This is a genomic window from Mycobacterium sp. (assembly GCF_035653355.1).
Lineage (GTDB): Bacteria > Actinomycetota > Actinomycetes > Mycobacteriales > Mycobacteriaceae > Mycobacterium.
The window spans coordinates 1-25,904 of record NZ_DASRBZ010000562.1; the positions used below are offsets into that span (position 1 = coordinate 1).

Genomic DNA, 25,904 nt, shown 5'->3' on the forward strand with positions numbered 1-25,904 from the left:
TCAACTCGCCGCACAACCCGACCGGCATGGTGCTGACGGCGGACGAGCGCGCGGCCGTTGCACAGATCGCGGTGGACGCCGACTTGCTGGTCATCAGCGACGAGGTCTACGAGCACCTCGTGTACTCATCACCGCAAGAGCGTCGCCACCGCCCGCTGGCCAGCGTCGACGGCATGGCCGAGCGCACGATCACCGTCTCGAGCGCGTCGAAAGTTTTCAACTGCACCGGGTGGAGAATCGGATGGGCTTGTGGCCCAGCGAGATTCATTGCCGGGCTGCGGGCGGCTAAACAGCATTTGAGCTACGTCGGCAGCGCGCCGTTCGAGCCCGCGGTGGCCCTGGCGCTGAACACCGGAGATGCCTGGATCGCTCAGCGACGAACCTTGTTGCAGGCCCGGCGAGACCGGCTGGCGACGGCGTTAACCGAGATCGGCTTCGCCGTGCACGACAGCGCCGGCACCTACTTCCTGTGCGCCGACCCGCGTCCACTGGGTTACGACGACAGCACGGCTTTTTGTGCGGCGATCGCCGAGAAGGCAGGGGTGGTCGCGATGCCGATGTCGGATTACTGTGATCCGGCGGCCGAACACGCCGCAGCATGGAATCACTTGGTGCGCTTCAACTTTGCCAAGCGCGACGCTACCCTCGACCTGGCGATCACGCGACTTGCCGCGCTGCGCGACTCTCGGTAGCTCCCGATTTGGCTCAGGTTTGTGCGTATGCCAGTGGCGATCGTGATGGGGGCGTGGCGGGGATCGCCTATGCGTCAACCTGTTTGGCTTGGGTGCAGTGCCGGTAATGATCGGCTCCGGTAGCCAAGCTAGTTGTTTGTTGGTGGGGGTTGCGGCTGGAAGGGTTGGTACCAACCGCTTCGGCTGACGTACACCCGTTGCGGCGACTGGGTTACCGCGGCTCGCGGGGCCGGCTCGCCACCGCGATCTGCGGTCTGAACGCGCCGCCGCGCAGCTCGACCGTGATCTGCGGATCGGCGTATCCGGCCAGTGCGCGCAACGCCGACGGGCTGTAAGCGCGCAGCGAGCTGATCAACCCGTCGTGCGCTGCCGGTCTCACTGCTGCGAGCGGCAGCCTTAACGCCAACCGGAAGAGGTGCAGGAATGGTGGCGGACGCCGAAAGTCGATGATCAGTAGCTTGTCCGCGACCCGGGTGCCTTCGGCGAACACTCGGGCGGCCTGCGCCGGTGGCATGTGGTGGAAGGACAGCGCCAGCACGGCGAGGTCGTATTGCCCGTCGGGCGCGTCGATGGCGGTCGCATCCATCTGACGGACCACCGCGCGTGGGTGGCTGCCCAAATCGCCGGCGGCGATCGCGGTCACCGACGCAGCATCGATGTCGGTAACCGTGACGTGTGCGGTGGGATGCATCTCCAGCAGCGCTAACGACAGACCGCCGTGACCGGAGCCCAATTCAAGGATCTTGGGATCTGCTACGTCAGCCACCTGATCGAGGGCAATGCGCGCGAGCTTCTTGTGGATGCCGAATCTGCGCCCGGCGCGTTCCAATGAGCGGACCACTTTGCGTTTCAGATGGTCGACGTCGTCGCGGTCGAGGTATTCCAAACGATCCGTCTGCAGCCACCGGTCCAGGCGCGATGCATCAGGTCCACCGCGCGGCATGCTGTCGATGTCAAAAATTTCGGCCATGTCGTCCATCATGGACCTACCGATAAGCACTATGCATGCTGATCGGGAACGATTGTCACTTCGGCGACCTCGTAGCCGTGAAGGAAGTTCGAATGACGAGGTTCTTCACGGCCAGTAACTTCAATGGAAGAAATGAGACGCGCCAAAACGGTTAGCAGGCAGCGCAGTTCGATACGAGCCAACACCGCGCCGACACAGTAATGTGGACCGCCGCCGAAGGACAGGTGCGGGTTGGGTTTGCGATCCACCACGAAACGCTCAGCGTCGGAAAAGACGGTCTCATCACGGTTGGCCGACGGTATCCACAAGACGATGCGGTCGCCTGATCGAATCTTCGCTTCGCCCATAGGAATCTCAGCGGTGGCGGTCCGCATCACGTGTGCCGGCGGAGAAGTCCAGCGCAGCATCTCCTCGACAGCTGTGTTGAGCAACTCGGGGTGCTCGCGCAGCCGCTGCCAGCAAGCCGGATCGCGAGCAAAGGCCACCAGGCCACCGGACATCGCTAGCGGAGTCGTTTCCAGTCCGCCGGTGAGCATGCCATCGAGATTGAGCAAAATCTCGTCGTCGGTAAGCGTTCGGCCGTCCACGGTTGTCTGGGCCAGCGCAGTGACAAAGTCGTCCTGCGGATTGGCCCGACGCTGCTGGAGCAGGTCATAGAGATACATCAGCAAGGCGCCGTGCGCCTCGGCGGCCTCTTGCGCGACATTGGTGGCGTAGGCGGCGTCGGTCAGCCTGCCCAGTTCCGCCCAGTCCGCGTGCGGTATTCCCAGCACTCGCGCAAGCACTTGGCGGGCGATGGTCGCGCCGAGATCTTTGACGGCGTCAAAGGAGCCGCCTGCTGCGACCAAATCGGTGACCAGTTTTTCGATGTCGTTGTCGATATCCGAACCGATCCGGTCAATCGCCGTGCTTGACAGCCAAGCCGAATGTGCGGCACGCAATCTGCGGTGATCGGCACCGTCGGTGACGACCAGCATTTTCCCCGAAGCCAGCGCAACCGCACGGGCATTGGCGCCCAGACGCATGCCCGAGCCTGACGCGAACTGCCGGGGATTTTGCAGCACTTCGCGCGCCAACGCGTGGCTGGTAACCGACCAAAACTCGCCGTAGGTGGCCGACGTGGTCCACGCAATCGGATGCTCGCGGCGCGCCGCCTGCCACATATCGAACCGATTGGGCGCAGCGTGAAAAGCCGGGTCGGCCGGGTCGGTGGGTGTGGCGTCAGGCCGCCAAACGGGTGACCGCCCGTTTCGCCCCCCGGACGGGTAGTCGGACACACCTAGCTGATTCACCGGACGCCCCGCTCTCAAACGGCTTGATCACCGACGTAAGACCCTCTCGCGGACCATATCGGTGAGGAAGCGCCTGGCCGGCACTGGGCGGAAGGCGCGTGCCGCGTCGGTGAGCGCGTCGCGGGCCTGCGCGCTCAGCTCAATATCGGCGGCGGCAACGTTGAACTCGAGTTGCTCGACGCTCGACGCCCCGGGAATGGCGACGACGCCCGGCAGGCTGGTCAGCCAGGCCAGCGCCACTTGTGCCGGCTTGGCGTCGACCTCGGCGGCGACGTCGCGCAACGTCTGGAGCAGCGGCTCGATCCGGCGCAGGTTCTCGGTACCGAAAAGCGGGTTGACCGCGCGGACGCCACCGGGCCGGTTTTCGACGCTGTACTTGCCGCCCAGCAGCCCCTGCGCCAGTGGACTGTAGGCGATCACGATGCGGTTCTCCCGCTCCGCGAACGGAACCAGGTCGTCGAGCGCCTCGGGATGCGCAAGCGAGAAATGCACCTGGTTGCTGATGACCGGACGTCCGAGCGCGGCGTCGGCCTTCTGCCAACGTGACAGCGAATAGTTGGAGACGCCGGCCGCACCGATAGCGCCGCTGTCCAGCAGCTCGCGCATCCCGGGCATGATCACCGAATCGGGCACCACCGGGTTGGGCTGGTGGATTTGGTACAGCGGGATGCGGTCCAGCTGTAGCCGACGCGCACTGGCGCGCTCACGCTGCTTGACCACCGCGGGAAACGGCGCGATCGGCATGATCTTGCTGGCGACGACAACCTCGGCCCGCTTGTCTCCGAGTGCCTCGGCGAGGATCCGTTCGCTCCGCCCCAGCCCGTAGATCTCGGCGGTATCGAACAGCGTGACCCCCAAGGCGAGGGCGCGCTGAACGATGTCACGGGCCGCACCAGAGGCATAACTGTCCCCGTAGCCCCACTCGAACGATCCGAACTGCCAGGTGCCGAGCCCGATCCGGCTGACTTTCCCGATTCCGTCGACGTCCAGATACTTCATATGCCCACCGTACTGAGACGGCCACCACGCCCACCGCGAGTGTCCACCCAATGGCCGATACGCTGTGCCTGCAGCGGCTCGTTACAAGAGAGGGCGGAAATGTCACGGACGGTGGTGATCGGCGCCTCGAGTGGGCTCGGGCGCTGCATCGGGGTTGGGCTGGCGCAGCGAGGTGATCAGGTCGCGCTTCTGGCCCGGCGCCGAGAGCGGATCGAAGCCGCGGCGAAGGACGCCGGACACGACGCGATCGCCATCGAATGCGACGTCACTGACGAGGCGTCGTGCCGGTCGGCTGTCACCGAGGCCGCCCAGGCGCTTGGCGGCATCGACAACCTCGTCTACACACCCGCCATAGGGCCGCTCGTCCGTATGGTCGACACCGACGCCGAAACTTGGCGGCGCATCTTCGACACCAACGTCATCGGCGCGGCGCTGGCGACTGCCGCGGCGGTGCCGCACTTGACGGCCTCTGCGGGCAAAGCGGTCTATCTTTCTTCTGACGCAGGCACTTTCGGGCCGCCATGGCCGGGCCTGGGGGCCTATGGCGTCAGCAAGGCCGCGCTGGAGAGGCTGGTGGAGGCGTGGCGGGCCGAGCACCCCGACATCGGCTTCACGTGCCTCATCGTCGGGGAGTGCCCCGGCGGAGAGGGTGACGGCCAAACGGGAATGAGCAGCGACTGGGACCTCGAGCTGGCCAAGCAGACCTACCCGCTTTGGTTGTCGCGTGGCTGCATGCCCGGCAAGTTGATGCCCGTCGAAGACCTCATCGAAGTGGTGCACACGATCTTGCGCACCGATGCTGCGACGTCGATGCCGGTCGTGGTCGCCAGAGGCGCACCGGCCAGCCCACCAGCCTTCCCGGATCCCGGTGGAACGTAGACGGGCGAAGACCGTTCCTCCACCAATCAACCGGGTCGGGCCACTACACTGCCGAACTCATGGCTGTTCGGCGCCGTCCTCGTCATTGCCGACATTGGCGGATACACGCACTACATGCATTGGAACCGGATGCACCTGGCCCATGCGCAGCTGACGGTGGCGGCACTGCTCGAGGCGGTCATCGACGCGGGCAAGGGCCTCAAGTTGGCGAAGCTGGAGGGTGATGCCGCTTTCTTCTGGGCGCCAGACGGCGACGCCAAACTGCTTGTGTGCGATGGGCTGCCCCGGATGCGAAAAGCGTTCCTCGCATGTCGCGAAAGGATGAAGAAGGACGATACCTGTGACTGCGCGAGCTGCGCGCAGCTCGACAAGCTGTCAGTCAAGTTCGTGGCGCACCAAGGCGAGGTGGCGGAGCAACGGGTGAAGCGCCGCATCGAGCTCGCCGGCGTCGATGTAATCCTGGTGCACCGGATGCTGAAAAACCAAGTGCCAGTACGGGAATACGTGCTGATGACCGAGCCGGTGGCGCAGTGTCTCGAGGAGTCGGTGCGCCGGCTGTGCACGCCGCTAATTCACGACTTCGATGACATCGGCCAAACCTCCACGTACTACATCGACCTCGCCGCGTCCGAGATACCACCGACCATGCCCGAGCGCAGGACTTCTGCCCGTCTGGGAGCCAAGCTGAAGTTTGAGTTGAGTGCATTGCCGTTCGTCCTGGGCATCAAGAAACCCGCCGTCGGCTTCCGCAACCTTGGCCGCGGCACCACAGAAATGACCCCGGCATGAACTACGCGGCCTCGGTTCACTGGGCGATCCGAGGTGTTTGCGTTGCCCGCGCTGGTAAGTCGGTCGGTCTAACATGTGCCGAGGAAATCGCATTATCGGGCAGGGGAGATTTATGGTCGAGATTCACGTCGAGCGCACCATTGCCGCATCTCCGGAAAGGGTCTTCGACTGGCTGGCCGATCCGCGCAGTTTGGCCGCGGCGCCGGCGGTTCTCAAGGCCGGTTGGGCACAAGGCGTCTCCGAACCTGCCGTCGGCGCGCTGCGGGAGGTGCGGGGAGTCGGCACCTGGTTCCGCGAAGAGATCACGGCCTTCGATCGCCCGCACAGCTACTCATATCTGATCGTCGGCTCATTCCCGCCGTTCAACCACGAGGGCGGCACCCTGACGTTCACCCCGTCGGGCGAGGGCACCCACGTCGATTGGCGGAGCAACTACACCCATCCGGCCCGCGCAGGAGGCGCGTTGCTGGAGGCAATCACGCGCCGATTGCTGCGCTCGAGCTTCCTGGCGATTCTTGCCGGCTGCGCCAAGGCGCTGGAGAGCCAACAGCGATCTCAGCAGTGATACCGGTAGACGAGCCGGGCGGAAGTGGGTAGCTAATGTGATGGCCCGATCAGCCAGCCCCGCCGTCGGCCGACTCGGATGCAATTAGTGCGTATGTCAGCGGGGATCTTGATGAGGGCGTGGCGGAGATCGCCTATGCCTCAACCCGTTTGGGCTTGGGTGCAGTGCTGGTCATGTCGGCTCCGGTGGCCAAGCTAGTTGTTTGTTGGTGGGGGTTGGGGCTGGAAGGGTTGGTACCACCACCAGTCGGCGCGTTCGCCGGTGGGCCCAGGACACGGTGCGACGGCGGGCGGGGGACGGTTGGGCGCACGTGCGAGCGATGCTGCGCTGAGCCGTCGACCGGAGCTGTCGGTGACGATGAGATCGTCGGCGGTTCCGGTGATGGTGATGACGCCGCGGTGGTGCAGCCGATGGTGATACGGGCAGACCAGCACCAGGTTGGCCAGCTCGGTGGCACCGCCGTCTTCCCAGTGGTGGATGTGGTGGGCGTGCAGGCCGCGGGTGGCGCCACAGCCGGGGACCGCGCAGCTGGGGTGGCGGTGCTCGAGGGCGCGGCGTAGCCGCCGGTTGATCACCCGGCTCGCTCGGCCGGCGCCGATGTGCTGCCCGTGCCGTTCGAACCAGACTTCATAGGTGGCATCACAGGTCAGGTATTTCCGGTCGGCGTCGCATAGCAGCGGACCTAGATGCAGCGCCGCGGCGCGCTGGGCAATGTCGAGGTGCACCACCACCGTGGTGTGCTGCCCGTGGGGCCGGCGGGTGGCCTCGGCGTCCCATCCGGCCTCGACCAGGCGCATAAACGCCTCGACGGTGCTCGGCAGCGGGGGACAATTGTCTGACCCGCGCTCGCCGTGGTCGTGTTTCCATTCGGCGATCAGCGCATCCAGGTGAGAGGCCAGGGCGGCGTCGAACGTCGCCGCCTCGTCGTGGGGAAGTCTGATTCGCCAGTAACTGCCCTGCTCGTCGGTGGTCTTGGTGATCAAGCGCTGCGGTTGCGGTCGAGGATCGGGGTCGGGTCGCGGTTCGAGCTTCACCGCGGTGCGCAGCTGGTTGACCGTGGCAACCGCCGCCAGCGCCGCGTAATGCTCATCGGACCCCTCGCCCGCCCGTGCGGCGATGACGCCGAGCTGATCCAGCGACAGCCGCCCCTCGGCCAGGCCCGCCGCGCAGCGGGGAAACTCGGCCAGCCGGCGCGCCACGGTGGCGATGGTGTGGGCGTTTGCCGATGAGGCGCCGAGTTTCCAGGCCACCAACGCCGCCACCGAGCGTGCACCGGTGGCGCCGCACAGCTCGTCGCGATCCAGCTCGGCGACGATCTGCACGATGCGCCCGTCAATCGCATTGCGCTGACCGGCCAACTCCGCCAACTCCTCGAACAGCACCTCAAGGCGCTCGGCAGGGCTTAGCGCCGCGGCAGCCGATGCGGTCGAAGACATAACGTCATCATGGCAGCCAGGTACGACAAGTTTCGGCCACCGATCCGCGCGGGGCGGTGCGCTCATCATCTGCCAAGCGGCACAGCCTCATTGGCCGCCAAAACAGGTCCCACCGCGGCCTTGCGCACGGGGCCTCGAAAGGCAACTACAGCGAAGGCGTGAGAGCGAATCACAACTGCCCGTTTGAATTTCAACAAGCTGGCATTGAGGATATTTTGGCAACGCGTCAGCTTGTTCGCTTGTGTTCGCCGAGTGTCGATCCAGGACGGACATGGCGCCGTCCGGTGACGGCCATTCCGACAGCGCCGCCGACGAGCAACGTCAGCCATGCCAGGTGCGCGACCAGCACAGCAATCCGCCGGTCCGTCAACGCGCCTACCCGGTGGCCGCCGACCCGGTACAGCGCCATATCAGCGTCACGGTAGACCGGACGCAGTAAGTCGAGCGTGCGCGCCGCCGCGCCCATGTCGCCTGCGGTTCCTGACTCGACGACCAGCCACGCCACGCCGGCATCGCGCAGCGCGCCGGGATCGGCGCCCGCCAGCAGCAGGCCCTGCACCGCGCGCGCGTGGGCGCCTTCCCCGGCAACGGTGACCCCGGAAACCGTCAGGTCACCGGTTGTCAGCACGTCGGCGCGCAGCCAGCGCGGCAGCGGGTCCAGTACGGGTGACCGACCTGACCAGGAGAAGCGGCGCATGGTGCCCGCCGGCAGCACCGCCACCGGGCCGGGATCCTGGTTGATCAGCGCCGACACGGCGGGCCAGCCGACGGGGTAGTGCACCGGCTGCATTTTGCCGCCGACACCCCAGCAGAGATCCGGTAGGCCCGCTATCAGCGCGACGCAGCACGCCACTGCCGTCACCGCCGGCCGCAGCCAACGCTGCAAGGTGACCACCGCGCCGGCCCCGGCCAGTGCATATCCCGGCATCGCCAGCGCCACCCACTTCTGACCGTCCCGGACCACCGCGAGCGCCGGAACCGCGTCGACCAGCGCACGCAACAGCGCCAGCCCCGGACCGGTGGCCAGCAGCGCAGGCCCCAGCACGGCGGCCGCCGCCAGCATGAGCAGCGGCACCGCCGCCGCCCGGCGCAGCACCACCGGCAGACCAGTCGCCACCATCGCCAGCAGTGCCACGGCTGCCACCACCGCGAAAATTGTTGTGCGCGAAGTAGGCACGGCCTCGGCGTTCCAGATCCCCCCGAGGCTGGCCAAGCTGCCGAGCGTGCCCAAACCGGGTTCGGCGCGCGGGGCGAACACGGCAACCGCGGGAGCCTGCGCCCAGGTACGCGTCCCCCAGGACGGGCCCAGCACCGACGCCGTCAACCAGGGCAGCGCCGCCACCACCGCGACGGCCACCGTCGCACTCACGCACAGCCAACGCCCATAGCCGGAGCCGCGCGTCGTCGCGCACACCAGGGCCACCGTCGCCGCCACGATCAGGCCGGTCGGCGTCAACCCTGCCAGCGCAACCCAAAAGGCCAAGGCAAAAAATCTTCGCCGGCCGCCTGCCAACCGCAGACCGAGCATGGCCGTCGCAATCCATGGCAAGCACCCGTAGCCGAAGAGCAGACTCCAATGCCCCTGCAACAGCCGCTCAGCGACATAGGGATTCCAGGTCGCCAGCGTGATCGCGACGAACTCGCCGGGCCGTCCCGCTTCGGGCAGCACCACCGCGGCCAAGCGGGCCGCGCCGCAACCGGCCAGCCACAACGCCAGCACCAGCAGTGCCTTGACCACGACGCCGCCGTCGAGCAGATGCGAGGCCACCGCTACCACGAAATCCTGTGGCGTTGCCCGTGGCGCCGACTCTCCCAGTCCGAGCGCGGTATCGGACAGATATGACCGCGGCGTGGACACCGCGTCGCGCAGCAACAGATAGCCCGGGCCCAGCAAGGGGCCGACCACCAGCAGCGCCAGCAGCAAGGCGTATCCCGGCGCGGACCACTGCACAGCCCGGCGCATTATCCGGGTCACAGTCGGTTAGTGACGCTCGGGCGGACCTGAGTCGTGCGGACCGGAATCAGTCGGACCGGACTCCGCCGGCCCTGACTCGGGATGAGGTGTTCCAGCAGTGGGCGCACCGGGATGAGGTGTACCAGCGGTGGGCGCACCGGGATGAGGTGTACCAGCGGTGGGCGGTGCAGCCCCGTCATCCAGATCGGGCCGCGTCGGGAGGATCTCGGTCTCGGCTTCAGCCCCCGACACCGCCTGGCCCGCCGTGTCGTCTCGGCCGAAGAAGCCGTGGTCAGCTCGGTCCAGACCAGGGTCGATCAGCGCGGCCTCGGTCCGCAGGCTGAACCAGCCGAGCACCGCACCGCCGATCAGCGCGATCAGACCGGCTGCGGTGAACGTGATGGGCAAAACCCGTGACCACAGCGCCAGCCGGTCACGCTCATCGCGGGCCGCATTGACTTGTGCCTCAATGGTTTCCTCATTGGAGGTGACTTTGTAGTCGGCGATCGTCACCTCGGGCTTGAGCGGATCGCGGGCGAAGTAGTGGTTAGCGTGCTCTTGCTCTTTGACGATGGTGCCCGACACCGGGTCAACCCAGAATGTCCGCTGCGCCGCGTAATAGCGCGTCATGGTGATTTTTTCGTCCGGATTGTCGCCAGGCACGCCCCACATCGCTGCCGACGCGGTGACTTTGCCGTCGTCGTCATTGGCGTAGAGCGAGGGGTATTTGACCGGGTCGACGAGCTTGCCGTCGCCGTCGTAGCCGACATTCTGGGTGAACTTGTAGGTGGTCAGACCGTTGACGTCGTCTTGGCCTTGGTAGTTGGCGTCGTATGCCTTTTGTGCGATCGGGTCGAAGTAGGGGTAGGTCTTCTTCTCGGTGTGAAACGGGAACCGGTAGGACAACCCGTCGTGTGGGAGCGCGATGTTGGTGGGCGGGCTCTCGTCCTTGATGGTGCGCGGTTTCTGCACGGAACCGCCGGGATGCGTTTCGTCGGAGACGGCCATCGCCGTTTTGCGGTTGAGGGTGACGGTGTCGACGATCGCCAGCAGCAGTCCGGTGTCCTTCTGCTTGTCGCTACGCCGCACCGTGCTGCCGACTTGCAGCGTGACCACATCGGCGTTGGCGGGTGACTCGACGCTGATCTGCTGCTGGGACACCAGCGACACGTTCTGGTTGACCACGTAGTGGTCACCGGCCATCGACCCCGGGTCGAGCGCGGTTCCGTTGCCGTCACTGATCAAGGTGGTGTCGAGGTCGAGCGGGATCTTGGTGATCCTGCTCGTGGTGTATGTCCACAACAGCAACGCGGCGATCAGCAGAGCAGCCCCGAGACCCATGATTCCGCACGCGGCGATCCGCAACATGACTGCTCGGTTCACGTTGCGTGACCTCCTTCTGGTCCGAGATCGCCCCCACCGGCGTGCGCCCGTGGGCACCTCCCGCTTGCGGGGGAGCAGCGAGGCAAAACCCGTTTGACCCTAACAGCAGACATTAAGGTCGCGGCTTATGTACCGAATCTCGCCGCAAGCACGTGCGGTGTACCCAGCTTGGGCGGCCTCACACCGCACGGCAGACTGTGCTGATAACCCGCGCCGGTAATGCGATGAGGAGGAGCGGCGCACATGACTGACAGGCCGCAGGTCGGTGGCACCCGCAGCTTCCTGCCGGCCGTGGAAGGCATGCGCGCCTGTGCGGCCATCGGGGTCGTCGTCACCCACGTCGCTTTCCAGACGGGGCACTCCAGCGGCGTCGACGGCAGGTTGTTCGGCCGGTTCGACTTCGCTGTGGCAGTGTTCTTCGCGCTGTCGGGTTTTTTGCTGTGGCGGGGACATGCCGCGGCGGCACGAGGCCTCGGGGCTCCGCCGGCGACGGGTCACTATCTGCGCTCTCGGGTGGTGCGCATCATGCCCGGCTACGTGGTGGCCGTCGTGGTGATCCTTTGTCTGCTGCCTGACGCCGACCACGCCAGCCTGACGGTGTGGCTGGCGAATCTGTCGCTGACCCAGATTTATGTTCCGCTCACCCTGACGGCGGGTTTGACGCAGATGTGGAGCTTGTCAGTTGAGGTGAGCTTCTATCTGGCGTTGCCCATCCTGGCGCTGTTGGCGCGCCGGATCCCGGTCCGGCTGCGGGTGCCGGTGATCGCCGCTGTCGCAGTCGGCAGTTGGGCCTGGGGCTGGATTCCGTTCGGGGCGACGCCCGGGCTCAACCCGCTGAACTGGCCGCCGGCGTTTTTCTCCTGGTTCGCCGCGGGCATGCTGCTGGCCGAGTGGCTGTATATGCCGCTCGGGCTGCCGCACCGGTTGGCGCGGAGCAGGGTGTTGGTGGCCGGTGTCGCGGTGGTGGCCTATCTGATCGGCGCATCACCATTGGCGGGCCCGGCTGGGTTGACGCCAAGCACCGCTGGGCAATTCGCCGTCAAGACCGCGATGGGCGCTGTGTTGGCCTTCGCGCTGGTGGCACCGCTGGTACTGGACCGGCCCGACACCCCGCACCGGTTCCTGGCCACGTCGGGGATGGTGACCCTGGGTCGGTGGTCGTACGGCATTTTCGTGTGGCACCTGGCTGCGCTGGCGATGGTGTTTCCGGTGATCGGCGAATTCGCGTTCACCGGGTCGATGCCCGTCGTGCTGGTGTTGACCCTGATCTTCGCCGTCGCGATCGCAGCGGTGAGCTTCGCGCTCGTCGAGTCACCGTGCCGAGAAGCGTTGCGCCGCTGGGAACATCGCAGCACCCAGCCCGGGCAAGACCCGCGGGACGTTCCGGGGATCGAGCCTGTCAGCAGTGTTGCCGCGCCTGCAACCGCGTGATGACGTCGGCGCGCACCGCCGAGCGGCGCGCCTTGCCGGCATCGTCTCGCAGCGGGGCGTCGACGAATTCCACGGTCCGCGGCACCTTGTATGCGGCGATGTGCTCACGCAGAAACGCTTGCAGCGCTTGCTCGTCCAGCGTCGACCCGCCGCTGGTTTGTACCAGGGCGTAGGGCACCTGACCCAGATCGTCGTCGGGAACGCCGACCACCAGACACGACAGCACGTCAGGGTGCGCCGACAGCGCGTTCTCGATCTCGGCGGGATACACGTTGCGGCCGCCGACGGTGAACATGTCGACGCGGCGGTCCGATAGGTAGAGGTAGCCGTCGGCGTCGAAATAGCCGAGATCACCCAGCGAGTCCCAGCCGTCGCGCGTCTTGGCCGAAACACCGACATAGCGGTAGGTCGGCGGAGTGCCGGGACTGGGCCGCATGTAGATCTCGCCGACCACACCCGGCGGGCATTCGCGGCCGTCGTCGTCGAGCACCTTCATCTCGCCGGCGACGACGACGCCCACCGACCCGGGGTGGGTCAGCCACTGCTCGCCCGAGATGAATGTCAGTGCTTGAAGTTCGGTGCCGCCGTAGAGCTCCCAAACCTTCTCGGGCCCCAGCAATTCGATCCAGCCCTGCTTGATTGCCGGTGGACATGGCGCGCCCACGTGCCAGAACCGCCGGATCGATGACAGGTCGTAGGCATCAGGGTTGGCGCGGTAGACCGGCAGTAGCCGCTGCATGATCGTGGGCACGGTCGTCAAGAACGTGACGCGATGTTCGGTGATCAGCCGCAGAAACTCGTGTGGATCGAACCGGCTCATCAGCACCAGGTGGTGTCGCATCAGCAACGCGATGACTGCGGTGGTCATGCCGGTGTTGTGGGTCAGCGGCACAGAGACCAGGGTGGTGTCCCCCTCTTGTGCGCCCAGCGGGTAGCCGATGATGGGCGGTATCCGGCTGTCGCCGCCGGCTTCGATCAGCTTGGGGCGTCCGGTGCTTCCGCCGGACGCCATCGACTTCCAGCACGGCGAAACCGCTTCGGGCAGCGGGGCGTCCGATGTATCAGGTGTGAAGCCCGCTGGGACGCTGGGGATTTCACCTTTAGGATCCTTACGCCCGACGAGCAATGCTCGCGGCCGCAGCTGCAGGAGACCCTCGAATTCCGGGTCCGGCAGCCGCGGGGACAGCGGCTGGGGCACCGCACCGAGTTTCCAGCACGCCACCGCGGCCTGTATCCATTGGACGGAGTTGGGCAGCACGATCGTCACGTAATCGCCTACGCCGACGCCCCGTTCGGCGTAGGCCCGGGCCAGTCGGTTGGTCGACGCGTCCAGTTCGGCGCGCGTGATCGTGCACCCATCGCAGGTGACCGCCGGTTCCTCGGGTGCCTGTTGGGCCAGCCGCGAGATCTGCGTCCCGATCGGCGGTACCGGCTCACCCGGTGTCATTGGTAGGCGCCCTGGCGTTCGAAGATGCGGCGCGGGTTGTCGACGAGCATGGTGTCCAGCTGCTCGTCGGTGACGCCGCGCTCCTTGAGGGCGGGGATCACGTCGTTATGGATGTGCAGGTAATGCCAATTCGGCGCGGCGACCCGCAACAGGTCTTCGGGCAGCGCGTCGAAAAAGCAGTTGGCGTCGTGCGACAGCACCATCTTGTCGGCGTGCCCGCGCTCGCACATCCGGGCCACCGTGTTCACCCGGTCCTCGAACGGCAGGAACGCGTCGATGCCGAACCGGTCCATGCCGATGTAGGAGCCGTTATTGATGAGCTCTTCGAGGTAGTCGATGTCGGTGGTGTCGCCAGAGTGGCCGATCACCACGCGGGACAGGTCGACGCCTTCCTCGGCGAAGACGCGCTGCTGCTCGAGACCCCGCCGCGTGGGCGCGTGGGTGTGGGTGGAGATCGGCACACCGGTGCGTTTGTGGGCCTGTGCGACGGCGCGCAGCACCCGCTCGACGCCGGGGGTGACGCCGGGTTCGTCGGTGGCGCACTTGAGGATTGCGGCCCTGACTCCGGTGTCGGCGATGCCCTGCTTGATGTCGCGGACGAACAGGTCCGTCATGATTTCAGGCCCGTCCAGCGGCGCTCCGGGGCCGAGATAGTGGAAGCAGAACGGCACGTCGTTGTAGGTGTATAAGCCCGTCGCGACGATGATGTTCAGCTCGGTGGCCTGGGCGATGCGAGCGATGCGCGGAATGTAGCGGCCCAGTCCGATGACGGTGAGGTCGACGATGGTGTCGACTCCGCGAGCCTTCAGCTCGTTGAGGCGCTCGATCGCGTCGGCTTCGCGTTGGGACTCGTCGCCCCAGCTTTCCGGGTAGTTCTGCACGACCTCGGTGGTCATGACGAACACATGCTCGTGCATGAGGGTGACGCCGAGATCAGCGGTATCGATGGGGCCTCGTGCGGTATTCAGTTGCGGCACGCAGCCGATGCTAGAGCGATCGGGCGGCGCTGTCGGTGGATTGAGAAGCGCGGCTTGAAAGCGCCCGTAACGGCGGCCGCAGTGCTGCACTGGTGTCGAGGGCAAAGTCCGCCCAGCCATCAGTCAAAGTGGAGCGAAGCAATGAATGAGGTGCAATTCGGCGTATCGCTGGCACCGAGGGCCGAAGAACTCGACACCATCGTCAAGCTCGGCGTTGCCGCCGATGACGCCGGTTTGGACCTGCTCGCCATCCAGGACCATCCGTATGTGGCCGAGTTTGTCGACACCTTCAGCCTCATCGGCTATCTGCTGTCGCGGACCGCACGAATCCGGGTCTTTCCTGACGTGGCTAACCTGCCGCTGCGTCCGCCCGCAATCCTCGCTAAGTCAGCGGCCACATTGGATCTACTCAGCGGCGGGCGTTTCGAACTCGGTCTCGGTGGAGGCGCGAGCACCGAGGCGATCGCGGCGATGGGTGGTCCTATTCTCGCGCGCCGCGACGCGTTGCCCGCGCTGGCGGAGGCCATCGACGTTATCCGAGCGTTGTGGCGATCCGGTGAAACTGCCCGCGCCGGTGGAGGGCACTACCACGTCGACGGAGTGGACGCTGGGCCGGCGCCGGCGCACGCCATCGGGATTTGGCTCGGCTCCATCGGCCCGCGAGCCCTGGAATTGACCGGCCGGGTCGCCGACGGCTGGGCTGCCCCGATCCCGAATTACCTTGCCCACGAAGATCGAGCCGAGGCGCAGGAGCGCATCGATGCCGCCGCCCGCGCAGCCGGACGGGACCCGCATGCGATCCGACGACTTGCTCAACTACCGGGCGCCATTACCGATGATCGCGACGACGGCCCACCCGTCGGCAATAACTCTGTCATCGGGCCGCCGCAACGCTGGGTCGAGACCATCGCTCACTTCGTCCGCGACCTGAGATATGACACGGTGATCTTTTGGCCGGACGAGACCACCGAAACTCAGCTTCGCCGGTTCACCGACGAAGTGGTGCCCGGTGTGCGTACGGCACTCGCCGTCGAACAGAACTGACAGGTGGCAGCCAAAAAGCCGAGAGGGCAACGAGATTCGCAGCCGTCAGCTGCGAGCGAGGCTAGATTACGCGACCTGCTGCGCTCCTGCGGCATGTCTAGTGCACGCGTCTTGGCAGGCATGGTTGACCCCAGGCAGTACTTGGTGTGCGACCTCAACGCCGGTACGGATGGTCCCGGCCGCCACGATGCCCCCGATCGCGGATACGAACGCGGCAATGATCATCGCAACAGCGAAGCCGTGGCCTAGAGGTTGTCCCACGCCGGCGCGGATACCCGCCGCGACCGGCAGCACTGCGACGGCGAGCAAGCCGGCGATGCGTGCGATTGCGTTGTTGGCGCCCGATGCGGTTCCTGCATGGGTGTCAGGCACGGCGGCGAGGACGGCCGCGGTAAGCGGGGCGACGGTAATGGCCAGCCCGACGCCGAACACAGCGACGGCAGGCAGCACCGCTTCGAGATACGACGCTCCTGGCGTGATGCGGGCCATCAACGCCAAACCACCGGCAGCAACCAGCGGACCTATCGTCATCGGCAGCCGCGGACCGGTGCGCTCCGCAAGGGCACCGGCCCAGGGCGAGCCAATCAGCATGATGATCGTCATCGGCAGTGTGGCTAGCCCAGCGGCCAGCGCCGAGTAGCGCAGGCTTTGTTGCAGGTGCAGGGCGAGCAGGAAAAGTGCGCCGCCGAGTGCCGCATAAACGGCCAAGGTCGTCAGGTTGGCGCCGGTGAACTGGCGAGAGCGAAATAGCTGCATGGGCAAAAGCGGTGCAGCCGAATGTATCTCGATCGGCGGAAAGGCCGCTAGCGCTGCGGCGCCGATGACGGCAGCGGTCACTGTGACCGGTGTCCAGCCCCGCGAAGGTGCTTCGATCAGCGCGTAGGTCACCCCGGCAAAGCCCACCGTGACCGCTGCGGCGCCTAGAAGGTCCACTCGCCCCTGGGACGTGACATCGCGTGACTCAGGAATGTGCCGGGCTGCGATCCACACCGCCGCGGCGGCCAGCGGAATGTTCAAGAAGAACACCCACCGCCACGATGCGGCGTCGACAAGCCAACCGCCGATGAAGGGGCCGAGCGCCGAAGTCACCCCGGACATGCCCGCCCAGATCCCCACCGCACGGCCGCGGTCTTCCTCGGTGATTCCCGTGTCAATCAGTGCCAGGCTGCCGGGAACCAGCGCGGCCGCGCCGACGCCCTGCACCAATCGCGCGCCAATCAGCCAGCCCACCGTTGGTGACAGACCGCACGCTAGCGAGGCTGCAGTGAAAACGGCCAGGCCGCCCACGAAAATACGGCGACGGCCGTAGCGGTCGCCTGCCGCGCCTCCCAAGAGCAGCAACGAACTTAGCGTCAGCAGATAGCCGTCGAGTACCCACTGCTGGCCGGCCAGTCCGGTGCGCAGATCCCGCCCTATGGCGGGAAGCGCGACATTGACCACGGTGCCGTCGAGGAATGCGATCCCGGAACCGAGCACCGCGCCGGCGATCAGCCACCGCGCAGCAGGCGACGCCAAGGGTACCCTGCGCGACGCCACTGATCGAGAACGTTCGGGTTGCTCCACGACTCACGCTCCTTCAAGGCGCCTGAATTGAAAAGCGTTGGCTACGAACGCGTTTGGTGTGCCTTCCAACGATCCGGATCGTCCTCTAGCGCAGCGCGATCCCACTCCGCACGGGTTGCCGCCGCTTCGTAGGTGTCCTGCAGGAATCCGAGAAGCATTTGATCGGGGTCCGCCGCTTGCCGTACGACCTCGTAGGGCAAGAGGAACTCGCCGTGATCCTTGCTGTAGTGAGCCTCACCAGGCCTGACGGGGTAGTCCGCGAAGCCGTCCGGTTCGGGATAGGCGTAGGCGTAAAAGGCGCCCTCATCGCCGCCTCCCGGCCAAAACCCGCAGCTGCTCAGTTCGTGCGAGTACCCCTCCACCATCACCCAGTCCCCGACATTCGGGGCACCGCCGGGATGGCGAGGCGCGCGACGGCCGGAAAACCTCGTGCAAGCCAGATCCATTGCGCCCCAGAAGAAATGCACTGGGCTGACTTTTCCGACAAATCGTGATCGGAATTGGCCGAGTACACGGTTCGCATGCAGCAGCTGGCGCCAGAATAGGTGTGCGGCAGCGGCATCGTACGACTTGTGCTCGAAGTCCTCGGCGAATCGGAGGGCAGGGTCAACCTCGTTCGGGTGCGACTGGATGGTGGTGTGGAATCCCAATTCATCGAGCGCCTGCATTGTTTGGGAGTAGAAGTCGGCCACCGATTTTGGTTGCAGCCGCACACTACGGGCGGCGCCGGTGCTACTGCGGATCAGCAACTGATGGTCGACGAAATCGAACTCGATATCGAACGCCTCGGACCCCTGCGGAATCGCCGACGTCGTCAAGCCGCGCGGAGTCACGTACATGGTGACCTGCCACCAATGATTGACCATCGGCGAATGGGCGAGCCGCACCTTGCCGACGATCTGGGTCCACATGTGCAGCGTGTCCCGCGTTGGAGCCCAGTCCTCGACGCGCAGGCTCGGCCACTCGTCGCTGTGTTGCGCCATCCGATAACCACTCCTCGGTTCGGCCGCTCCGATCGGCGAAGTCCGACCCGCATCCCGCGGCGCACCCAGGTCACCTCGCGGCTCGATGTCGACGTTAGACCTCCCGCTACCGGCCTTTCTTGCACTCGCCTAAATCGCGGGATACGACGCCAACAGCGCCCACGCCCTTGAGGAGTGAGCTGCGTCACACTAGGATGACCAGTGGTCATCGACGCGAGGAGGACCGATGCCGACGGTGACGTGGGCCCGCGTCGATGCGGCACGCCGGGCAGCGGTGATAGAAGCCGCGGAGGCGGAGTTCGGAGCGCACGGGTTTTCCCGCGGCAGCTTGAACGTCATCGCGCGGCGCGCCGGGGTGGCCAAAGGCAGCCTGTTTCAGTACTTCGCGGACAAGCGCGACCTCTACGCGTTCATCGCCGACGTCGGAAGCCAGCGGGTGCGGTCCTACATGGAGGCCCGCATTCGCGAGCTCGACCCGAGCCGGCCATTCTTCGACTTTCTCACCGACCTGCTCGACGACTGGGTCGCCTACTTCGCCGACCATCCACGGGAACGGGCGCTCCACGCCGCGGCGAGCTTCGAGGTCGACACCGACGCTCGCATCAGTGTGCGAAGCGTGATCCACCGGCATTACTTGGAGGTCTTGCGCCCGCTCGTACGTGACGCTCGTGCCCGCGGCGACCTGCGGGCGGATTCCGACACCGACGCGTTGTTGTCGTTGCTGCTGTTGATCTTTCCGCACCTAGCGCTGGCTCCCTACGTGCGCGGCATGGACCCCATTCTCGGGCTCGACGAGCCCACACCCGAGCAGCCGGCGCTGGCAGTGCGCCGACTCGTCGCTGTGCTTTCCGCCGCGTTCTCGCCGGCAAAGCAGCCAACAATCAAGGAGGTCACATGACACGCGCACAGTACGGCTCGCTGGCCGCGGGCGGCCTGAATTGGAACAGCTTGCCGCTCAAGCTGTTCGCCGGCGGCAACGCCAAGTTCTGGGACCCCGCCGATATCGACTTCTCCCGCGACCGCGCCGATTGGGAGGCGCTTTCCGACCGGGAACGCGACTACGCCACCCGGCTGTGCGCGGAGTTCATCGCCGGCGAGGAAGCGGTGACCAAGGACATCCAACCGTTCATGGCTGCGATGCGGGCCGAAGGCCGGCTCGGCGACGAAATGTATTTGACGCAGTTCGCGTTCGAAGAGGCCAAGCACACCCAGGTGTTCCGGCTCTGGCTCGACGCCGTCGGGGTCACCGACGACTTGCACAGTTACTTCGACGACCTTCCGGCATACCGGCAGATATTCAACGAGGAACTTCCCGAATCGCTGAACACGCTATACGTGGATCCCTCGCCGGCTGCGCAGGTTCGCGCGTCGGTGACGTACAACCACATCGTCGAGGGCATGCTGGCGCTGACCGGCTACTACGCGTGGCACAAGATCTGCGTGGAGCGCGGCATTCTGCCAGGCATGCAGGAACTGGTGCAGCGCATCGGCGACGACGAACGACGCCACATGGCATGGGGCACCTTCACCTGTCGGCGCCACGTCGCCGCCGACGACGCGAACTGGACGGTGTTCGAAACGCGGATGAACGAGCTCATCCCGCTGGGGCAGCGCCTCATCGACGAGGGGTTTGCTCTGTATGCCCCCGACGTTCCCTTCGACCTGTCACTTGACGAGTTCATGGCATACGCCACCGACAAGGGACTGCGGCGACTCGGCACGATCAGCAGCGCCCGCGGGCGACCGCTCGAGGAAATCGACCTCGACTACTCACCACTGCAACTGGAGGACACCTTCGGCGCCGAAGACGCCAAGGCGCTGGCGGCTTCGGCATAACTCCGCCGAGATCGACGCCAGTACGTAAAAGACCAAAATTTCGGCGCTCACGTCGATCTCGCGATAAGGCACACGAATCGCTACTCGACCTTGTTCCCGCCGCCGCCGTCACCGCGGTCCGCTGAGCCGACCCAGACCGTTTTGGCGTTGCAGAACTCACGAATCCCGTGGCCGGCCAGCTCACGGCCGTAGCCGGATCGCTTGACGCCGCCGAACGGCAGCTCCGGATACGACACCACCATTCCGTTGATGAAGACCTGGCCGGCTTCGATGTCGTCGATAAAGCGCTGCTGCTCGGACTCGTCGCGGGTCCAGGCGTTGGAGCCCAGCCCGAAGGTGGTGGCATTGGCCAGGTCGATCGCCTCGTCGATGTCGGCGGCGCGATACACCGATGCCACCGGACCGAACACCTCCTCGCAGAAAATCGGCATGTCACGGCTGATGTCGGTGATCACCGTCGGCAGGTAGAACCAGCCCGGCCGATCCAGACGCTCTCCGCCGCAGCGGATCGCCGCACCGGCCGCGGCGGCCTCGTCGACCAGCTTCTCCACGTCGGCGCGGCCCTGCTCGGTGGCCAGTGGACCGACGTCGGTGTCCGGATCTGTCGGGTCGCCGACCCGCAGCGCTGCCATCTTTTCCACGAATTTGTCCACGAACTCGTCATAGATGTCGGTGTGGACGATGAACCGCTTGGCCGCGATGCAGGATTGGCCGTTGTTTTGCACCCGCGCGGTGACCGCGGTACTGACCGCCGCGTCGAGATCAGCCGACGGCATCACGATGAACGGGTCGCTGCCGCCGAGTTCGAGCACGGTCGGCTTGATCTCGTTGCCGGCGATCGCCGCCACCGATTGGCCCGCCGGCTCGCTGCCGGTCAGCGTCGCCGCGGCCACCCGTGGGTCGCGCAAGATGGTTTCCACGGCGCTGGACGGCACGAGCAGCGTCTGGAAGCAGCCCTCCGGGAACCCGCCGCGGGCGATCACGTCAGCGAGGTAGAGCGCCGTCTGCGGCACATTGGAGGCGTGCTTGAGGATGCCGACGTTGCCGGCCATCAGCGCGGGGGCGGCGAACCGCACCGCCTGCCAGAGCGGGAAGTTCCACGGCATGACCGCCAGCACCACCCCCAGCGGCTGATACCGGGTGTACGCCTTGGCCGCGTTCACTGCGGCGGCGTCAGCCGGCTCGTCGGCGAGCAGCTGCTCGGCGTTCTCGGCGTAATAGCGAAATCCCTTGGCGCACTTAAGCACTTCGGCCTTTGATGCCGCCAGCGTCTTGCCCATCTCGAGGGTCATCATCGCCGCGGTCTCGTCGGCCTCGGCCTCCAGCAGGTCGGCAGTGGCGCCTGTCCACTCGGCGCGCTGCGCGAAGCTGGTACGGCGGTAGTCGAGGAAGCGCGCGTGTGCCCGCGCGATGGCCGCGTCGATCTCCTCGTTGGTCGCGGGAGTAAAAGTCTTGACCGTCTCTCCGGTGGCCGGGTTAATCGTGGCGATGGGCACACTGACCTCCTGGGATGCTAAACGTGCGAAACGGCATTCAACTTCCACCCTGCCACCGTCGAGCTCGGCGCCGGTGGCTGATGTCGATAGCGGCGACTAGCGGGCCGTCCATGCCCTTACTCGGGTCCAATTCCGGGTAGGGCATCGCCGGCCAACTCCGCACGGACCGCGGCGTGGGCTCGCGGGGTCACCGGGTCCAGCAGATCGTCGTAACTCTCTTCCCTGTCGACGTACGCCGCTACGCGGGGACAGAGCGCCACGATCCGCTTACCCGTGGTGCGGGTGTCATCGAGTGCCGTCATGATCAAGGTGTCGGCCAGCGCACCGCTGCGCAACTCATCACTGACCTTGGTGTGGTAGAAGATGCGCTGCCCATCGGTGTCGACGTAAGCCGTGAGCCCGACCTCGACGCCGCCGACGCTGATCGCGTACCGCCGGTGTTTCAGCTCGGCGGCGTTGGTAATGACCGGGTCGCCGAGCGGGCCGCCCGTGACGCCCCGACCCGACTGCCGCCTCTTTCGAAGAAATGACATGCTGACATCCTGCGGCTGCTTGATCGACAGAACCGCCCTCCAGCCTGCCACTATCGTGGCCAGCGTGAGTACAGCCGCCCAGCTGATGGTGAAATGCCTCGCAAACGAGGGTGTGTCCGTGGTCTTCGGGATACCGGGTGAGGAGAACATCCGATTCGTGCAAGCGCTGGCGGCGTCAGACATCCGCTATGTGCTCACCCGCCACGAGCAAGGGGCGGCGTTCATGGCCGAGATGTATGGCCGGGTCACCGGCCGCGCGGCCGTCGTCTCCAGCACATTGGGGCCAGGTGCGATCAACATGCAGCTCGGCGTCGCCGACGCCACCACCAACAGCACCCCGTTGGTCGCGATCTCGGCTCAGGTCGGTCACGACCGCGAGTACAAAGAGTCGCACCAGTACGTCGACCTGGTGTCGATGTTCGCCCCGATCACCCGCTGGGCCGACGGCGTTCCAACCGCGCGGGCGATCCCGGAAATGTTCCGCAAGGCATTCAAGGTGGCCGAGACCGAACGGCCGGCCGCGGTGTACCTGGCAGTGCCCGAGCACATCGATGCAGATGACACCGACTACGACCTGACGCCGTTGCCGCGCAACGTCGTGCGCGCCGAGGCCCCGGCTGCCGGTCAAGTCCAGCGGGCGGTGGAGATCTTGCGCTCGGCGCAGCGCCCGGTGGTGCTGGCCGGGCACGGTGCAGCCCGCAATGACGCCAGCGCGGCCCTGGTGCGGTTCTCCGACGAGCTGGGAATCCCGGTCGCCAACACCTTCCACGGCAAGGGCGTGATGCCCGACGACCACACCCACAGCATCGGCACGATCGGGTTCATGCGGCACGACTACGTCAATTTCGGGTTCGACAACGCCGACGTGGTCGTCGCCGTCGGCTACGAGCTGCAGGAGTTCGATCCCGTCCAGATCAACCCGAGCGGCGACAAGAAGATCATCCACATCCACCGCTTCCCCGCCGAAGTCGATGTGCACTATCCGGTTGCCGTGGGGATCATCGGCGACATCAGCGCGTCATTAAATGCACTCACCGACGCCTTGGCCGGGCAACGCTACTCCAGTGAGGACACCGCTCCCGTGTGCCAGATGCTGGCCGAGGAATTCGCTCGGGGACAAGAAGACTCGCGGTTCCCGCTGGCCCCACAGCGGGTCGTCGCCGACACCCGCGCCGCGCTGGGCCGCAGCGACGTGGTGCTAGTCGACACCGGCGCCACCAAAATGTGGATGGCGCGGCTATATCCCACGTACGAGCGCAACACCTGTTTGATCTCAAATGGCTTGTCCACTATGTCTTTTGCGCTACCCGGAGCGCTGGGGGTCAAGCTGGCGCGCCCGGACTGCAAGGTGCTGGCCGCGGTGGGCGACGGAGCGTTCCTGATGAACTCGCAGGAAATCGAGACCGCGGTCCGCGAGCGCATACCGCTGGTGGTGCTGATCTGGGACGACGGCGGCTATGGGCTCATCGAATGGAAGATGGACCTCGAACTCGGCGACCACTACTACGTCAAGTTCGGCAATCCCGACGTCGTGTCCTATGCCGAAAGCTTCGGCGCCAAAGGCTATCGGATCGGCAGCGCGGACGAATTGCTGCCGACACTCAAGCGCGCGCTCGACGACGACGGGGTGTCGGTGATTTCCTGCCCGGTCGACTACTCCGAGAATCTGCGGCTGACCGACCGGCTCGGCCAGTTGGACGCGACGTTGTAGTGGCCGCATCAGCCGGTCGAACCACTCACCCGTCAGGCGTAAGCGGCGCAGACTGAAACGGGTACCCCCAAAAACGGAAGCAAGCTTGTAGTTAGTGAGCAAAAGGAGTAACGCCATGATCTACGCCACGGAAGCCGGCCGGTACCCATTCCGAGTGACGCCATGACCACGATCGCCGGGCGGTCGCCCGAGACGGTAGACACCGTCTTACTCAACCAATTGGCTGATCGGGTCGTGGCTGCTGACGGGAATTCCCGCCTCGAGGTCAGCAATGCCATGACGGGCCACCGGCTGGGGGATGTTCCGCGTTGCACACCCGATGACGTGGCGGCCGCCGCTCAGCGTGCCCGCGCCGTGCAGCCGGCGTGGGCCGCCCGACCGATCCGCGAGCGAGCGGAGGTGATGCTGCGTTTCCACGATCTCGTGCTCAAGCGCCAGGACGAAGTGCTCGACCTCATCCAGCTCGAGAACGGCAAGGCGCGCCGGCATGCGTTCGAGGAAGTGCTTGACGTCTGCCTGACGTCGCGCTATTACGCGAACACCGCCGCCGACTATCTGGCTCCCAAGCGGCGGCAGGGTGTGCAGTTGGCGCTCACTGAAGTGTGGGAGCACCATCATCCCAAGGGCCTGGTCGGAGTCATCTCGCCGTGGAACTATCCGTTGACCCTGGGCATCAGTGACGCGATTCCGGCGATCGTTGCCGGCAATGCCGTACTGACTAAACCGGACCAGCAGACACCGTTTTCGGCGTTGTGGGCGGTGCAGCTCCTCGAAGAGGCTGGCATGCCCCCGGGTTTGGTGCAGGTTGTCACTGGCTCGGGCTCCGAGCTGGGGACCCCGATCATCGAGCAGTCCGACTATCTGATGTTCACCGGTTCCACCGCCGTGGGTCGTAACGTGGCCGCGCAGGCGGGTGAGCGGCTGATCGATTGCTCGATGGAGCTGGGCGGCAAGAACGCGTTGTTGGTCCTTGATGACGCCGACGTCGGTAAGGCGGTGTCCGGCGCGGTGCGGGCAGCGTTCTCCAACGCCGGGCAGTTGTGTATTTCGATCGAGCGCATCTACGTGCCCGGGACGCTGTGGGATGACTTCACATCGAAGTTCGCAGCAGCGGCGAAGTCGCTGAAAATGTCTGCAGGCCTCGACTATTCGGCCGACATGGGGTCATTGATTTCCGACAAGCAACTCAAGGCTGTGGCAGAACACGTCGACGACGCGGTGAGTAAGGGCGCCACCGTGCTTGCCGGTGGTCGGCCTCGCCCCGACATCGGTCCCTATTTTTACGAGCCGACGATTCTGACTGGGGTGCACGAAGGGATGGCCGCGTTTGCCGACGAGACGTTCGGGCCCGTGGTCTCTCTCTACCGTGTCGACACCGAGGAAGAGGCGATCCGGAAGGCCAACGACAGCGACTACGGCCTCAACTTCAGTGTCTGGACCTCCGACCCGAAGCGCGGCCGGCGAGTCGCGAGCCGGCTGCAGGCGGGCACCGTCAATGTCAACGAAGCGTATGCGGCGGCCTGGGGTTCGATGGATGCACCGATGGGCGGCATGAAGGCGTCCGGTATCGGTCGCCGCCACGGCGAACACGGCATCCTGAAATATACTGAGCCGCAAACAATTGCTATTGAACGTGTGTTGCCTGTCGGCGCGCCGGCATTTATCAATGCGGATCGCTATGCGCGTCTGATGACCAACGGGCTGCGGGTCCTTAAGCGGCTGCCCGGCGTCAAATAGATGAATACGCAATGACATAAGCCCACGACAAGCTGACTCCGCTCAACACTAGCCCTGAAACAGCGACGCTGGCCCGATCGGTGGGCTTATGCTCGCCGGGAACTGCGGTGGAGATGGAGGATTGTGGATGCGACTGTCGACGCGAAACCAGCTGAAGGGCACCATTACCGAAGTCGAGCTCGGCAAT

Annotated in this window: 22 protein-coding genes; 10 read left to right on the forward strand and 12 right to left on the reverse strand. The window is 65.7% G+C overall.

All coding sequences use genetic code 11. The features are described from left to right. Positions 1 to 692 (forward strand): aminotransferase class I/II-fold pyridoxal phosphate-dependent enzyme (locus tag VFA16_RS19220; RefSeq protein WP_324969346.1); only part of this gene is annotated, 692 nt, incomplete at its 5' end. Between the two features lie 211 nt (positions 693 to 903). On the opposite strand, the gene VFA16_RS19225 is transcribed toward VFA16_RS19220, so the two are convergent. Genes VFA16_RS19225 through VFA16_RS19235 form a run of 3 tightly spaced genes read right to left on the reverse strand, consistent with a single transcriptional unit; the run spans position 904 to position 3,953 of the window. Continuing rightward, positions 904 to 1,671 (reverse strand): class I SAM-dependent methyltransferase, encoded by a 768-nt coding sequence (locus VFA16_RS19225; protein ID WP_324969364.1) that lies wholly within the window; start codon positions 1,669 to 1,671, stop codon positions 904 to 906. Positions 1,672 to 1,691: 20 nt separating this feature from the next. Beyond that, on the reverse strand, positions 1,692 to 2,939 hold the full coding sequence (locus VFA16_RS19230; RefSeq protein ID WP_324969347.1) for a cytochrome P450: 1,248 nt from the start codon (positions 2,937 to 2,939) through the stop codon (positions 1,692 to 1,694). Positions 2,940 to 2,981: 42 nt separating this feature from the next. Then, positions 2,982 to 3,953, reverse strand: coding sequence for an aldo/keto reductase (locus VFA16_RS19235; RefSeq protein WP_324969348.1), 972 nt, complete (start codon positions 3,951 to 3,953; stop codon positions 2,982 to 2,984). A gap of 111 nt (positions 3,954 to 4,064) precedes the next feature. Here VFA16_RS19235 and VFA16_RS19240 point away from each other — a divergent pair, with 111 nt between their 5' ends. The 3 genes from VFA16_RS19240 (at position 4,065) to VFA16_RS19250 (ending at position 6,186) form a co-directional block, all read left to right on the forward strand. Next, positions 4,065 to 4,832 carry an SDR family oxidoreductase gene (locus VFA16_RS19240; protein WP_324969365.1) on the forward strand — a complete coding sequence of 256 codons (768 nt, stop codon included), beginning with the start codon at positions 4,065 to 4,067 and terminating at the stop codon, positions 4,830 to 4,832. A gap of 114 nt (positions 4,833 to 4,946) precedes the next feature. Continuing rightward, positions 4,947 to 5,621, forward strand: coding sequence for a DUF2652 domain-containing protein (locus tag VFA16_RS19245; RefSeq protein WP_324969349.1), 675 nt, complete (start codon positions 4,947 to 4,949; stop codon positions 5,619 to 5,621). A gap of 112 nt (positions 5,622 to 5,733) precedes the next feature. Then, a complete protein-coding gene (locus tag VFA16_RS19250; RefSeq protein WP_324969350.1) occupies positions 5,734 to 6,186 on the forward strand; it encodes an SRPBCC family protein in 453 nt (150 codons plus the stop codon). Positions 6,187 to 6,380: 194 nt separating this feature from the next. Here VFA16_RS19250 and VFA16_RS19255 read toward each other — a convergent pair whose 3' ends face one another. The 3 genes from VFA16_RS19255 to VFA16_RS19265 all read right to left on the reverse strand — a co-directional run bounded on the left by VFA16_RS19255 (position 6,381) and on the right by VFA16_RS19265 (position 10,959). Further along, positions 6,381 to 7,622, reverse strand: a complete 1,242-nt coding sequence (locus tag VFA16_RS19255; protein WP_324969351.1) for an HNH endonuclease signature motif containing protein — start codon at positions 7,620 to 7,622, stop codon at positions 6,381 to 6,383. Between the two features lie 226 nt (positions 7,623 to 7,848). Continuing rightward, on the reverse strand, positions 7,849 to 9,573 hold the full coding sequence (locus VFA16_RS19260) for a hypothetical protein (protein ID WP_324969366.1): 1,725 nt from the start codon (positions 9,571 to 9,573) through the stop codon (positions 7,849 to 7,851). Positions 9,574 to 9,603: 30 nt separating this feature from the next. Further along, a complete protein-coding gene (locus tag VFA16_RS19265) occupies positions 9,604 to 10,959 on the reverse strand; it encodes a DUF3068 domain-containing protein (RefSeq protein ID WP_324969352.1) in 1,356 nt (451 codons plus the stop codon). 243 nt (positions 10,960 to 11,202) lie between these two features. On the opposite strand from VFA16_RS19265, the gene VFA16_RS19270 reads away from it, so the two are divergent. Then, positions 11,203 to 12,390 carry an acyltransferase gene (locus VFA16_RS19270; RefSeq protein WP_324969353.1) on the forward strand — a complete coding sequence of 396 codons (1,188 nt, stop codon included), beginning with the start codon at positions 11,203 to 11,205 and terminating at the stop codon, positions 12,388 to 12,390. Here the strand turns inward: VFA16_RS19270 and VFA16_RS19275 are convergent. Continuing rightward, positions 12,359 to 13,837, reverse strand: coding sequence for an AMP-binding protein (locus tag VFA16_RS19275; RefSeq protein ID WP_324969354.1), 1,479 nt, complete (start codon positions 13,835 to 13,837; stop codon positions 12,359 to 12,361). The two genes, VFA16_RS19270 and VFA16_RS19275, sit on opposite strands and share 32 nt — an antisense overlap. After that, a complete protein-coding gene (locus tag VFA16_RS19280) occupies positions 13,834 to 14,814 on the reverse strand; it encodes a phosphotriesterase-related protein (protein WP_324969355.1) in 981 nt (326 codons plus the stop codon). The genes VFA16_RS19275 and VFA16_RS19280 overlap by 4 nt, the downstream gene beginning before the upstream one ends. Positions 14,815 to 14,955: 141 nt before the next feature. Between VFA16_RS19280 and VFA16_RS19285 the strand changes: the two genes are divergently transcribed. Continuing rightward, entirely contained in the window at positions 14,956 to 15,858 is a 903-nt protein-coding gene (locus VFA16_RS19285) for an LLM class flavin-dependent oxidoreductase (RefSeq protein ID WP_324969356.1), read from the forward strand. Positions 15,859 to 15,924: 66 nt separating this feature from the next. Here the strand turns inward: VFA16_RS19285 and VFA16_RS19290 are convergent, their stop codons facing one another. Both VFA16_RS19290 and VFA16_RS19295 read right to left on the reverse strand, forming a co-directional pair. Continuing rightward, complete coding sequence (locus VFA16_RS19290; RefSeq protein WP_414687761.1) at positions 15,925 to 17,421, reverse strand: MFS transporter; 1,497 nt, start codon at positions 17,419 to 17,421, stop codon at positions 15,925 to 15,927. A 41-nt stretch (positions 17,422 to 17,462) separates the two neighbouring features. Continuing rightward, positions 17,463 to 18,404 (reverse strand): DUF5996 family protein, encoded by a 942-nt coding sequence (locus tag VFA16_RS19295; protein ID WP_324969357.1) that lies wholly within the window; start codon positions 18,402 to 18,404, stop codon positions 17,463 to 17,465. Positions 18,405 to 18,630: 226 nt separating this feature from the next. Here VFA16_RS19295 and VFA16_RS19300 point away from each other — a divergent pair, with 226 nt between their 5' ends. After that, positions 18,631 to 19,302 carry a TetR/AcrR family transcriptional regulator gene (locus VFA16_RS19300; protein ID WP_324969358.1) on the forward strand — a complete coding sequence of 224 codons (672 nt, stop codon included), beginning with the start codon at positions 18,631 to 18,633 and terminating at the stop codon, positions 19,300 to 19,302. Then, complete coding sequence (locus VFA16_RS19305; RefSeq protein WP_324969359.1) at positions 19,299 to 20,240, forward strand: R2-like ligand-binding oxidase; 942 nt, start codon at positions 19,299 to 19,301, stop codon at positions 20,238 to 20,240. Before VFA16_RS19300 ends, VFA16_RS19305 begins: the two co-directional genes overlap by 4 nt. Positions 20,241 to 20,320: 80 nt before the next feature. Here VFA16_RS19305 and VFA16_RS19310 read toward each other — a convergent pair whose 3' ends face one another. Together VFA16_RS19310 and VFA16_RS19315 are read right to left on the reverse strand one after the other, a co-directional pair. Beyond that, a complete protein-coding gene (locus VFA16_RS19310; protein WP_324969360.1) occupies positions 20,321 to 21,736 on the reverse strand; it encodes an NADP-dependent succinic semialdehyde dehydrogenase in 1,416 nt (471 codons plus the stop codon). A gap of 116 nt (positions 21,737 to 21,852) precedes the next feature. Then, positions 21,853 to 22,269 (reverse strand): GNAT family N-acetyltransferase, encoded by a 417-nt coding sequence (locus tag VFA16_RS19315; RefSeq protein WP_324969361.1) that lies wholly within the window; start codon positions 22,267 to 22,269, stop codon positions 21,853 to 21,855. A 64-nt stretch (positions 22,270 to 22,333) separates the two neighbouring features. Between VFA16_RS19315 and VFA16_RS19320 the strand changes: the two genes are divergently transcribed. Both VFA16_RS19320 and VFA16_RS19325 read left to right on the forward strand, forming a co-directional pair. Beyond that, a complete protein-coding gene (locus VFA16_RS19320) occupies positions 22,334 to 23,980 on the forward strand; it encodes an acetolactate synthase large subunit (RefSeq protein ID WP_324969362.1) in 1,647 nt (548 codons plus the stop codon). A 162-nt stretch (positions 23,981 to 24,142) separates the two neighbouring features. After that, on the forward strand, positions 24,143 to 25,717 hold the full coding sequence (locus VFA16_RS19325) for a succinic semialdehyde dehydrogenase (protein ID WP_324969363.1): 1,575 nt from the start codon (positions 24,143 to 24,145) through the stop codon (positions 25,715 to 25,717). Positions 25,718 to 25,904: the final 187 nt, after the last annotated feature.